Genomic DNA, 12293 nt, shown 5'->3' on the forward strand with positions numbered 1-12293 from the left:
GCTTTTCGGACAGCGATGTCTTTCCGTTTCTTTGAGTGGCTGACCGAGAATCGGGATGTGTTTGCCGCTGACAAAGCCAGTTTAGGCTTTGTTTGGGCTTGAAATTTGTTTAAGTCCCAATAGGCTCGACGGACAACTACACGCCCTAGCTCATTGGCGCGTTCCAATAGTGCTTCCCCTCCATCTGCTTTTAGCCAACCTGATAGATTTTCAACATCCAGAAAGATTGCGACTTTTTCTGCCATTTAGGATTCTGCTGAATTGTTGCTGAGTGAATTTTTCCCGCAGTATACCCCAATTTGCTCATTGTCCGATACACATCGTCAGCCTATCAACAACTTCCTGAAACACTTAACGCTCATAGAACGGTCTTCAACTACGTCACCACAGATAATTTGAAGCAGCCTAACCATTGATTATACAGAAAATTTCCGAATAACAATCCTCAGAGTAACGATATGTAAAAACTCTCGGCATATCACCCCATTTTAGCGCCATCGCCAGAACTTTTCCGCGTATCATAACCAAAAGGGTATTAGCCAGATTAAACAAACTCTTTTAAGTAGATTCCTAACAACAAGCTGTAATAAAATAGACTTTTCGGGAAGTCTAGCACTACTTGCTTCAATCCACCCCACAATTACCTAATTTTCGGGGAAAAAGTGCCTAAAATTTCCCCCCGATCGCTCTTATGGTCGGCACTTTTTGAGGGCAAAAAAATCTAAAAATCTTACCCAACAATGTTTTTAGATTTATTCAGCCAACCCTAAGTTAAATTTTGAGTTGATCGATTAAATCGCGCATAATTTTGGCCGAATTATGTAACTGTTCCGTTTCTCTGGGACTGAGAGCAAGATTCAGAGTTTTAATCACTCCTTTCTCGTTAACCACCGAGGGAATACTTAAACACACATCTTTGAGACCGTATTGACCATCGAGGAGAGTGCTAATAGTCAGAATTCTTTCTTGGGAACGTAAAATTGCTTTAACGATATCCGTGGTAGCTAAACCGATCGCATAGCTAGTATAACCCTTGCGTTTGATAATTTCATAGGCGGCGTTTTTAACCTGAAGAAAAATTTCTGTTAAGCTTTCTTGGTCGGCTGCGCTTAAATCCTGCCAATCTCCTTCTAGTAACCTTGCTCCTCCGATATTGGCCGAACTCCAGACAGCAAGCTCACTATCCCCGTGTTCACCGATAATATAAGCGTGGACGTTACGCGCATCTACATGGAGTTGGGTGGATAAAAGAGAGCGTAAACGGCCAGAATCTAGCACCGTACCCGAACCAATCACCCTAGAGGGCGGAAAATTGGTGATTTTCAGGGTAACATAGGTCATGATATCGACAGGATTACTCACCACCAAAATCAAAGCACTGGGGCAGTAAACAGCCACATCCTCCAGAATACGGCGAAAAATCGCCACATTTCGCTCAAGGAGATGTAATCTGGTTTCTCCCTCTTTTTGGGCGGCCCCAGCAGTAATAATCACCACATCGGCATTTTGTCCCACATCGGCCACGGTTCCCATTTTCAAGTCTGTGGGTTCAATAAAAGGCATTCCGTGCCTTAAATCCATCACTTCCCCTTCGACTTTATCCGTGGCGATATCTTGCAGAATTAATTCATCAAAACAGTCTTGAATTAACATCGAGTAAGCGCAGGCCATCCCCACCTGACCAACACCGATAATTACCCCCTTGCGAGGACGCAGAGGAGCGGGTTTTTCAGCGTAGGGATTGGGAGTAAATATTTTATCTAGCATAGATTTTTGCAGTTACTGGCTCGGTAAGCTCATTTTAAAGGGAAATGGTTAATATCAGGTAAAAGGAGACTATCAAGAGATTTTGAGGCCATTATCGGCAATTTTTTTTTGGTAATTGGTCGGACAAATTTCTTGTCTTTATTCCCTGACCCCTAGTTTAAGAGAATTGAGGGCCGCTGACAGCTTCAGGCTATATCCTAAAATTAGGGATAAAGTGACAGTAGGAGGCGAACCGATGATCTATCACATCACTACAGAAAGAGGTTGGCAAATAGCTCGTGAAATGGGGGAATATCGGGCGTATTCCCTAAAAAATGAGGGATTTATCCATTGCTCCACCTTAGAACAAATTCCGAAAGTTGTGGCCGCTTTTTATCAAAATCAGCCAGATTTGCTGGTTTTAGCCATTTCTCCTGAACAATTGCAGTCCCCGGTGAAATGGGAGCAGCCCCAACATCCTAACCCAGAAAATGCCACTTTAGAGCTAGAAAAAGAGACCTTTCCCCATATTTACGGTGCTATCAACCTAGAATCGGTAGTTTTTGTCAAACCCCTAGAGGAGTTGCTCAATTCCTAAGTAGGGATGCACAATTATTTGTAGGATGGGTTAGCGGTAGCGTAACATGAGCGGGCGTTGGGTTTCATGCTTCAACCCAACCTACGTTCATCTAGAAAAAGAGACCTTTCCCCATATTTACGGTGCTATCAACCTAGAATCGGTGGTTTTTGTCAAACCCTTACAGGATTTGCTCAATTCCTAGAACTAAATCATCTAACTCTTGGTAATCGGGGAGAGTAGTATCAATGCTCAACCCGCGCCGAATCACGAGACGATCCCACTGTGGTCGCGATAATAGCTCGCTAAAGTAGCGAGCCTTGAAAATTAACAAATTTGCCTCTAGGCCCGTCTTAATGCGCCCTAAATGGGGCAATCCGAGCAGATTTGCTGGGGTGAGGGTGACACTATTTACCCAGTCAGCGTAGGGTGTGTCGAGATGGGCAATCCGCACCGCTTGGGTAAAGACTTCTAAACCATCGTGATCCCCAAAACCATAAAAGGGATCGCGACAGTTATCGCTGGCAAAAGCAACCGGAATTCCCGCTTTTTTCATCTCTTTTACCTTAGTTGTCCCGCGCCAAAAAGGGGTTTTTTCCTCTTGACGATCCTGTAGGTAGAGATTGCACATCGGCAAGCTAACGATAGCAATGCCCGCATTTTTGACTAAATTTAGGGTTTCTTGGATTATTTCAGGGGATTGTACCGCTAAACTGCAACAGTGACCACAGATGATTTGTCCGTCAAATTGCTCTTTGATAGCAGTACGCGCGATCGCTGCTAAACAGGTAGAATCGGAATCGCCGTTTTCATCCAGATGAAAATCGAGATTTAAACCCCTTTCTTGGGCTAATTTGAAGGTAATATCAATTTGTGCCTGTAAATCTGGATTTGTGTAGGCTACTCCCCCTAATATGCCCCCAAATTCGGCTATTTTATCGGCTAAGGCCGCTCCTTCGGAGGTTTGATAGTAGTCAAGGGAAACTAGAGAAACCGCTTGCAGGGTGATTTTACCGGCCCATTGTCGTTGCAATTCTGCCAAAGCAGTTAAGCTAATCTGTGCCTGTTGACCAAAAGAGTCGATATGAGTCCGAATAGCGGCGGTTCCATGGGCATAACTGCATTTAACGCCGAATTCCATGCGACGATACACATCCTCTAAGCGCCACTCCCGTCGAGAATCCTCTAGGGCCATTTTTAAGGCGCCGTCAAAAGTGCCATCATGGTTAGGACAACGCTGCCAACTATGACCTTTATCGAGATGGGTGTGCATATCGATAAAACAAGGAAAAATAATCTTTTTTTTGAGGTCGATGACGGGAATATTATCTTCGGGGGGGATTGTTGAGGTGATGCGATTAATGTTACCGTCATTAATTTCCAGATTAACTAAGGTTAATCCCTCGGCGGTTTGGGGAGAAAAACCCTCATTTTCTAGGAGGGAAACGGGAATATGGGCATTTTTGAGCCAGTAGCGCTCGCTTAAGGGAATCATAAGACCTCTGGTAAAAATCAAAAATTGTTGTTAGGGTTAGGAGTCGGTCGTCGGTGCATCTCACATTTGCAGGAATACCGACAATCAGCAATTATCAGTAACTCTTATAGCGGTTCTCACACCTGTGTGGCACAGTTAAACCTTTGCTAATTAAGCTTTTCAACATCGATAATGTACCTCTTGCGAACAGGAAACGCTATAGATAATTACAAATGTATCAGCAGCTGCGTGTAAGCATCCCACCGAAAAACTAATGCGCTCCGGGGTTTGGGGGCGGCGCCACGCTCCCAACGGGGGGTTTGGGGGGTAGAACCCCCCAAAAGCTTGGATTGAGTGATAAAATCGGAAGTAATGCCCGATCTTAGCCGAGAGTTTCCCCGTAAAAATCCCAATTGGTAGATTTACAAAAATGAGATGCACCCTCGGTCGTCGGTCGTCAGAAGAATTAAGAATGAATAATAATCAATTATGCGGTATTAAGTAAGTAGTGTTAAATGGCATTAACAGTGCTATCTTTTCCCTGATTACTGATTACTGATTACTGATTACTGATTACTGATTACTGATTACTGATAAACCGGTAGTCGCGCCTTTAATTCCCAGCCATAAATTGCTAAAAATTCCTTTAATTTATCGGGGTGTAAATGGAGGTAATCGGGATTAACTTCATCGATAAGGCCAATACCGCCTAAATCCCGCGCTCCTGCCGCTAAACAATCCAAGAGAAAAAGAGGATCGGGTACTAAATTCGGGGGAATTTGAATGACAATATCTGGGGGCAAAATTTCCCTAGCTTGTCTAACCAGATCGGGTAATTTTTGCAGATCAAAAGGATTATTTTGCCACTGTTCTCTTTTGCCCGGATTGTAGGGTTGTAGGATCACTTCTTGAATATGTCCCCAACGTTGATGAATAGTGGCAATAGTTTCTAAGGTTACTAAGCGATCGCATTCTGTTTCACCAATTCCTAATAATAAACCCGTGGTAAAAGGAATTCCTAATTCTCCCGCCCATTGTAACTGTTCTAAGCGCAGGGATGGCACTTTACTGGGGGCATGACGATGGACAGTATTTAATAAAGTCACCGTCATTTGTTCTAACATTATGCCCATAGATAGATTGACATTTTTCAGTTTTTCCATCTCGGCAAAAGTTAAAATCCCCGCATTGGTATGGGGATAAAAACCCATATTTAAAGCCAATTCTCCCAAATTATAAATATGCCGAAACCATAACTCTCGATTGGGTGCTAAAGGATGAACTTCCCCGCTAAGAATTAAAATTTCCGTAATTTCCGAACCCTGCAAAGCAGTTAAAATCTCTTTGGCCTTGTCTAGACTTAACCAGCCATCAGTGCCTAAATCCCTGCGAAAATTACAATAACTGCAACGATTGAAACACTCGTAGGTAGGTACAAGGGTATGAGAGGGACTATAGGTGACAATTCTTGACATTTTTTTCGGAATTGGAGTTCATTACGAGCATTCAAGGGCGATAAAATTTGCTATCGTGGGGAGAATTGCTGTTTTATTCACTTAAAAACACCCTCCCTTTTCGCTTCCTCCTATGATTTTCGATCCTGCCAGTCTTCCCTCCCATCGTCAAACGATTCGTCCGATTAGCGCCACGGCCTTGCACGGAATTGTATTTCAAGATGACAAATTAATCGCTATCGACGCAAAAAACGGCTATTTATACCAAATTGCCCTCGATACTGGTCATACAAGCGTACTTAATTCCCATCGCTGGCAAGAATTCGTCGGGACGACGGGATTGGCAATCGATGATCAAAATCACCTCTGGTTTACTACCCGCGAAAATCTCTACTGCTGCACTCTCGAAGATTTTACCCCGAAATTTTTTACCCGTCTTCCCTACACCGCTAACGGAGTCGCCGTAACTGGTAACACAATTTATGTCACTTGTCAACGTTCTGGACAAATCTTTATATTTGATCGCCAATCGGGACAGGAAATTACTCGTTTGTACGCGCCTGGTATCGGCATCGAAAATATCACCATTCGCGGGGAAGAACTTTGGTTAACGGATACCCTAGAACAAACGGTTTACTGTCTTGATCGCGCCACGGGAGAACAGCTTTTTAGCATGATAACTCCTTTTGAATCACCGACGGGATTAGCATTTTATCGCGATGCGAACAGTGGCAAGGATATCTTATATGTGGCCTATGCTTTCCAAGAACCCTTTATCCGCGATAATCCCAATTCCGAACAGGTTTACGAACTTAGTTATCGTCCGCGTACTTTTGTCCATCCTCTATATTTTCACTACGATCCCGCTAAAAAATACGCCCTTTCTAATGGTTATCTGATTGAATTATCCTACGTCGAGGAATTGGAACCTCTATATAATATCGAACTAAAAGATGTGGAATGGCGCATCGCTTTACCCTTAGAAACACCGCGGCAAAAAATTCGCAGCGTCGAAGCGGTGGGATTGCCTTTTATTGAAGAAATTCAGGACGGGCAGCGGGTGGCAGTATTTAAGTTCGAGCAAATAACCGGCAAACAACGCCATATTTTTGGGTGGAAAGTGGTCTTAGAAGTATGGGGTATTAAATACCAAATTACTCCCAAAGATTGCGAAGATTTACCCGCCTTACCCGCCGATTTTCCCGATCGCTATTTGATCGATAATGATGATCTGGCCATGAATACAGAAATTATCCTCAATGCTGCCCAAGAAGCGATCGGTCGGGAAACCAATCTACTCAGAAAAGTTTATAGTATTCGTAACTACGTCTATGATCAGCTTTCCTACGGCATCAAACCCAACATCGACACCCCCGATATTGCCCTGCGGCGCGGAGTGGGTTCCTGTGGCGAATATGTGGGTTTATTATTGGCTTTGTGTCGTCTCAATGGTATTGCCTGTCGCACGGTAGGACGCTATAAATGCCCACCCCATCCCCTCGAACGTAATTTACCCCTCGAACCAGATTACAATCACGTCTGGATGGAATTTTATCTCCCCTCTATCGGTTGGGTTCCCATGGAGTCCAATCCCGATGATATCTTTGAAGGCGGTCCCTATCCCAATCGTTTCTTTATGGGTTTAGCTTGGTATCACACGGAAATTGCCAAAGATATCCCCTTTGAACGAATGCTCAGTGAAGGACAACCGGTGTTAAAAACCCAAGTTCCCATCGGCGATTTAGCGATTAATCACGTTCAATTCGTCATTCTTGAGGAATTAGCCCCAAAAGACTAGAATTCTGAGCCATCATCTAGGATGCCCATTTCTCTATCTCTTTCTTCTTTGAGTTCTTTGACCATTTGCAAACCCGCGCCCACACAGAAGCCCAAGGCTGCCCCGGCACCGGCAAAATAACGTCCATAGATGATTTGATAGTTATAGGGATTTTTATAGTTGACTTGGCTGGGATTGCGTTCAATGCGGCTAATGCCATAACCGATACCTGCCCCGACTAAAGCGGTAACAAGGCCTGAAAATAGAACTAGACGAAAGTTCATGATCTTATCTCCCGATAGACTCTGACTTTAGATTATCGCTGAAAATTAGTTAATGGCAAGCTATCGCAATAATTTGTTAAGTAGTCGTGTCAAATCAATTTCCCTTGAGATGTGTAATTAATTTTCCTTAGTTACTTATTAAGTAAATAAACTGGCATCAACCCGAAAATATGCTCCCAAAGACCTAGCTTCTGACTGATTGATGCTGCGTTGTCCATTAATTATTTGCTCCACCGCATCAGGGGAACCCAAAATAGTAATTAGCTCTGCATATTCTATATCATTAGCTTCTATAAGATGTTGTAAAGTCGCTAAAGGATTTATGTCAGGAATTGGATAATTATCCGCCTCGAACCTTTCGATCAAACTAATCAATAACTCCAGTAAAGCCTCCTCCTCTAAACTAAGTTCCGAGCGATGTTCCAACTCTTGAGCAATTGCGATCGCTCGCTCGTTTTCCGCCTCTGTGGTGATTGCTTTTGGTTGATAGTGAGCGAGTAATTCTCCATAGGTTTTAGAATTAAAAGTAAGCATCATTTTTCCAATTTCCTTTATCGTACTCGGCGTGGGTAAGAATATATTTAATATAGATAGTCTGTCGGCTATAAACTAGATCTACAATTAGACGATAGTGATTTCCTTTAATGTTAAAAACAGTGAAATTACCAACAGATTCAGCACTTTTATAAGTGGCTTGCACATCGATTAGATTTTGCCATGCTGCTTTACTAGCGACTCTATACCAATCATAGAGAGACTCGCAGGAATTAGCGTTGGTCATACAGAAATCGCGAAGTATTCGACGGCTAATTACCCGCATAATACAAATATACCTCTGGCAGTTTCTGTCAATAGCAATTATATCTCAATACCTAGGCTAACTCAAGCCGGCGGGCTGATTTGCTCACACTTTACATCCCGTAAAATGGTAGCACTTGGGGCTAGTGGGGAGGTTTTCCCGCTTACCAGCTAAATTGAGAATATCAGGGGCATTGATGCCTAAAGGGAGAGAAAATGTATTAGGCTAAAAACTAAACTATTTTGGCAAGATTTCTTTGAAGACCTCCTCAGCCTACTTATTGGTTTTCCACGGTAGTCGCGATCCGCGTCCAGCCATGGCGGTGACACGATTAGCAGCCTTAGTTCAAGAAAAAATCAGTCAACCCGCCGAAAGATTGGCGAGTAAATCGGAGTTTAGCCCGTCTCTAGCGGTTCTAGAAGCAGATAATCGGGTATTAGTAGGGACTGCCGCCCTAGAATTAGCGATAACACCTCTCCATCAACAAATAGAAGCTTTTGCCCAACAAGCACAAAGCCAAGGATGTAACCGGTTGCAGATTATCCCCCTGTTTCTCCTGTCGGGGGTTCACGTTAAAGAAGATATTCCCGCGGCCGTGGCCAAAGTGCGATCGCCGATTAAGCTAGAGTTAAAGCCCCATTTAGGCAGTTATCAGGGCATAAAATCGCTGTTATCCCGACAATTTGCCGATTTAAGCCCCCAAGATCGCATTTTACTGTCCCACGGTAGTCGTCGCCCCGGGGGTAATCGGGAAGTGGAAAATCTAGCGGCGTTTTCTGGGGCAATTACAGCTTATTGGTCGATAGAACCGAGTTTATCCCAACAAATCGAGAGTTTAATCGCTCAAGGTAGCCAAAAAATCGCTATACTGCCCTATTTCCTCTTTACTGGTGGAATTACCGCTGCGATCGAAGCCCAAGTTTTTGAACTATCACAAAAGCATCCAAATGTCAATATATTTTTAGGTAAATCTTTGGGAGCGACGGGGGAATTAGCCGAGATTATTGTTGAGGAAGGATGTGGATGAAGCGGGCAGCGATCGCTTTGGGCGGTAATTTAGGGGATTCAGCGACAATTTTAGGGCAAGCTTTAGGGGAATTAGAGCGAGTCAAAGGAATTAAACTAGAAGCTCATTCCCAATGGTATCAAACCGCGGCCGTCGGCCCTCCTCAGCCCGATTATCTCAACGGTTGCGCCATTGTGCAAGTGGATTTATCGCCCTTAGATTTACTGCATAAATTATTAGAAATCGAGCAGTTATTCGGGAGAGTCCGACGGGAAAGATGGGGACCGCGTACCCTCGATTTAGACTTAATATTTTATGAGGACCTGATCTTAGAAACGCCCGAATTACAGATACCCCATCCCCGCTGCCGAGAACGGGCCTTTGTGCTGCTTCCCCTAGCAGAAATTGCCCCCGATTGGCGAGATCCCGTAACCGGAAAAACTATCCTTCAGCTATTGGGCCGATTGGGATTGGCGGAGTAGGATGTTAGGTGTTGGGGTTTTAGGGTTTTAGGGTTTTAGGGTTTTAGGGTTTTAGGGTTTTAGTTGAAATTCCCCCATCTCTCCTGCTCCCCACTTCCCCACTTCCCCACTTCCCCACCTCCCCACCACCCCAAATAACCGCGTCTCAGTTACCGCCCCGAAACTCTACAATAAAGGCAGCAGCATCAATAAACAGTTAAAAAATCAACCGTGACCAAGACCCCATCCCTCGAGGAAACTCATTACAATCAGGCTAAAGCTAGTTTACAACAGGCTTTAACTTGGTATGCCAGTTTTCGCCGCCATTGGAATTATCCCCCCGATCCCCAACTTCAGGCCGCCGTTAAACAGGATTTGCAGTCCCTAAAATCGGCCTTGGATAAACTAGATGAAACGGTGATTCGGGTGGCAGCCTTCGGGTTAGTCAGTCGCGGTAAATCCTCGGTGGTAAACGCTTTAGTCGGTCAAAAAGTCCTGGCAACCGGACCCCTGCACGGGGTGACACGCTGGCCGCGATCGGTGCGTTGGACACCAGCCACGGGTAAAATTCAGATAGAATTAATCGATACCCCCGGATTGGATGAGATTGAAGGGGAAGCGCGGGCGAATATGGCCAGAGAAGTCGCTAAAAGTGCCGATTTAATTTTATTTATCGTCGCGGGGGATATTACCCGCACTGAATACGAGTCCTTGGCAGAATTGCGCCGGGCCAAAAAACCGATTATTTTGGTGTTTAATAAGATTGATCTCTATCCGGAAGCGGATCGCCGTCAGATTTTTCAGCAGTTACAGAGATTAGGAACCAATCGGGACGAAAAAACGTTAGAAGATTTGTTAACTAGCGATGAGATAGTTATGGTAGCCGCCGAACCGCAACCGATTCCCGTCCGGGTGGAATACCCCGATGGGCGCGTGGTGACTGAGTGGGAAACCCCTCCCCCCCAAATTGAGGAGCTGCAAGATAAACTCTTAACGATTTTAAATCGGGAAGGGCGATCGCTGCTAGCCCTAAATGCTTTAGTGCAAGGGCAAGAAGCGGAGGAAAATATCGCTAGAAAAACCCTGGAACTCCGGGACAGTCAAGCGGAGGAAATTATCTGGCAATACGCGAAATATAAGGCTTTAGCGATTGCGGCCAATCCGATCGCTATTTTAGACCTACTAGGGGCTTCAATCGTCGATTTAACTCTAGTTCGGGCTTTAGCTCGTTTGTACGGCTTGCCGATTACCAGTCACCAAGCTGGTCAACTCTGGCGGACTCTACTTTTGAGTAGTGCGGGGTTGCTGGTGGGGGAAATCCTCGGCACTGTGATTATCGGTTTGGGCAAAACGGCAGCGGCAGCGGCGAGTATTTTTGAAAATCCCACCTCTTTAACCCTCTACGGTAGCACCGCTCTCCTACAGGGAGCAATTGCCGCTTATGGAACCTATACCATCGGGAAAGCCGCTAAAATCTATCTAGAACGCGGTTGTAGTTGGGGGGCATCCGGACCGAGTACGGTGATCAATCAAATTCTCGCTCAAGTTCATCCGCAAACTATTTTATATCGTTTACGTCTAGAACTAGAACAGTGATTTTAAAGGAAAAAGGAAAAAAGGCAACAGTGATCAATTAAATATGGTTCTTCGTTACTTGGCATGGTTCGATCGGATGGCATAAATCGACTAAATTCTTATCTGGCAAGAGACTTAATTGATTAGTTCGTTCTAGAGGGAAAACAATTGACAAATCCCTTATAACCCCGTCCATTGCATAACACGAACCACTGACGACCGACTCCTGACTACTGACTCCTGACTACTGACTCCTGATGACCGACTCCTGATTTTAGAAACTTAATTTTTGACAACGACAACTAGCTAGAAATATTGAGAGAAAATCATGTCTGCTGCCCATAAGTCCTATATTCCCGTTCCCGTTTCTCGCCAAAAAAGCCAAGGGAGTCAACGTCGTCCCCAGTCGCGGGTAACTCCCCCCAACCCCACTACTAAACCAGTGACTCAATCCTCCCCGACTCCCACCCTCAAACCGACGACTAAATCGGTGGCGAGAGTTCCCGTGGCCCCGACACAAAAACAATTAGCCTCGCGTCAATTACGTTCCCTTTGCCTCCTAGAAAGAATAGTGGCCGTGATTACTTTTTGTCTGTTGGGTTCAACTCTGGGAATATATGCTTGGACGGTGTATATTCCCAAGGTTTGGGACAAAGAATTTGGTAAACTAGAAACACTGCAACGTCACGAGCGTCATCTTTTGGCCACCAATGAAACCCTTAAACATCAACTAGCTCAACAAGCAGAAAAACCCGAAACCGGATTAACTCATCCCCAACCCTTCCAGACTATCTTTTTACAGCGTAAATCTGCCCCTAACCTGAAACAGTATCCTGCTTCTCAACCCCAATCTACCGTCAATTCTCAACCCAGAAGTGCCTATTAACAGTTATCAGTTATCAGTTATCAGTGGGGAAGTTAACAGTTATCAGATGTGAGTTTTTAATTGTGCAGTATTAAATAGAAGTTTCCTACTGTCTTGTTACTGATTACTAATTACTGATTACTGTTTACTGATTACGGCTCTTCGGGAATTGTTATGCAAATAATTAACTTAAAATAAAATTCGATGAGAGCGCCTACGCTCAAAAGTAGCTGAAATCCATACAGGGAAGGACTTAAGGCATCAACAGGTTAATA

14 protein-coding genes are annotated in these 12293 nt (G+C 44.4%); 7 read left to right on the top strand and 7 right to left on the bottom strand.

Translation table 11 applies throughout. From position 1 onward, the window contains the following. Together EWV68_RS02775 and EWV68_RS02780 are read right to left on the bottom strand one after the other, a co-directional pair. A partial coding sequence (locus tag EWV68_RS02775; RefSeq protein WP_287168747.1) for a PIN domain-containing protein occupies positions 1-245 on the bottom strand: 245 nt, incomplete at its 3' end. A 526-nt stretch (positions 246-771) separates the two neighbouring features. Further along, positions 772-1767 (bottom strand): L-lactate dehydrogenase, encoded by a 996-nt coding sequence (locus EWV68_RS02780; RefSeq protein ID WP_002763206.1) that lies wholly within the window; start codon positions 1765-1767, stop codon positions 772-774. 235 nt (positions 1768-2002) lie between these two features. Here EWV68_RS02780 and EWV68_RS02785 point away from each other — a divergent pair, with 235 nt between their 5' ends. After that, complete coding sequence (locus EWV68_RS02785; protein WP_002763205.1) at positions 2003-2344, top strand: DUF952 domain-containing protein; 342 nt, start codon at positions 2003-2005, stop codon at positions 2342-2344. Between the two features lie 46 nt (positions 2345-2390). Further along, the gene (locus EWV68_RS02790) at positions 2391-2528 is read left to right on the top strand and encodes a hypothetical protein (protein ID WP_287168737.1); all 138 of its coding nucleotides are present in this window, start codon (positions 2391-2393) and stop codon (positions 2526-2528) included. Here the strand turns inward: EWV68_RS02790 and EWV68_RS02795 are convergent. Then, positions 2505-3818 (bottom strand): cytosine deaminase, encoded by a 1314-nt coding sequence (locus EWV68_RS02795; RefSeq protein WP_287168738.1) that lies wholly within the window; start codon positions 3816-3818, stop codon positions 2505-2507. The two genes, EWV68_RS02790 and EWV68_RS02795, sit on opposite strands and share 24 nt — an antisense overlap. A gap of 566 nt (positions 3819-4384) precedes the next feature. Beyond that, positions 4385-5272, bottom strand: a complete 888-nt coding sequence (gene cofG / locus EWV68_RS02800; protein ID WP_287168739.1) for a 7,8-didemethyl-8-hydroxy-5-deazariboflavin synthase subunit CofG — start codon at positions 5270-5272, stop codon at positions 4385-4387. A gap of 112 nt (positions 5273-5384) precedes the next feature. On the opposite strand from cofG, the gene EWV68_RS02805 reads away from it, so the two are divergent. Then, on the top strand, positions 5385-7049 hold the full coding sequence (locus tag EWV68_RS02805) for a transglutaminase domain-containing protein (protein ID WP_287168741.1): 1665 nt from the start codon (positions 5385-5387) through the stop codon (positions 7047-7049). Here EWV68_RS02805 and EWV68_RS02810 read toward each other — a convergent pair. The 3 genes from EWV68_RS02810 to EWV68_RS02820 form a co-directional block, all read right to left on the bottom strand. Next, positions 7046-7312 (bottom strand): hypothetical protein, encoded by a 267-nt coding sequence (locus EWV68_RS02810; RefSeq protein WP_002763196.1) that lies wholly within the window; start codon positions 7310-7312, stop codon positions 7046-7048. The two genes, EWV68_RS02805 and EWV68_RS02810, sit on opposite strands and share 4 nt — an antisense overlap. 138 nt (positions 7313-7450) lie before the next feature. Beyond that, entirely contained in the window at positions 7451-7846 is a 396-nt protein-coding gene (locus EWV68_RS02815) for a helix-turn-helix domain-containing protein (protein ID WP_004162998.1), read from the bottom strand. Further along, complete coding sequence (locus EWV68_RS02820) at positions 7833-8132, bottom strand: type II toxin-antitoxin system HigB family toxin (protein WP_061433475.1); 300 nt, start codon at positions 8130-8132, stop codon at positions 7833-7835. The genes EWV68_RS02815 and EWV68_RS02820 overlap by 14 nt, the downstream gene beginning before the upstream one ends. 235 nt (positions 8133-8367) lie before the next feature. Here EWV68_RS02820 and EWV68_RS02825 point away from each other — a divergent pair, with 235 nt between their 5' ends. From EWV68_RS02825 to EWV68_RS02840, 4 genes are all read left to right on the top strand, one after another. Next, complete coding sequence (locus EWV68_RS02825; protein ID WP_502705772.1) at positions 8368-9138, top strand: sirohydrochlorin chelatase; 771 nt, start codon at positions 8368-8370, stop codon at positions 9136-9138. Further along, the gene (gene folK, locus EWV68_RS02830; protein WP_287168746.1) at positions 9135-9599 is read left to right on the top strand and encodes a 2-amino-4-hydroxy-6-hydroxymethyldihydropteridine diphosphokinase; all 465 of its coding nucleotides are present in this window, start codon (positions 9135-9137) and stop codon (positions 9597-9599) included. The genes EWV68_RS02825 and folK overlap by 4 nt, the downstream gene beginning before the upstream one ends. A 210-nt stretch (positions 9600-9809) precedes the next feature. Beyond that, on the top strand, positions 9810-11174 hold the full coding sequence (locus tag EWV68_RS02835) for a GTP-binding protein (protein WP_287168742.1): 1365 nt from the start codon (positions 9810-9812) through the stop codon (positions 11172-11174). Positions 11175-11481: 307 nt separating this feature from the next. Beyond that, entirely contained in the window at positions 11482-12039 is a 558-nt protein-coding gene (locus EWV68_RS02840; protein ID WP_287168744.1) for a hypothetical protein, read from the top strand. Positions 12040-12293 lie beyond the last annotated feature (254 nt).

This window comes from Microcystis sp. M_QC_C_20170808_M9Col (genome assembly GCF_007095495.1).
Lineage (GTDB): Bacteria > Cyanobacteriota > Cyanobacteriia > Cyanobacteriales > Microcystaceae > Microcystis > Microcystis aeruginosa.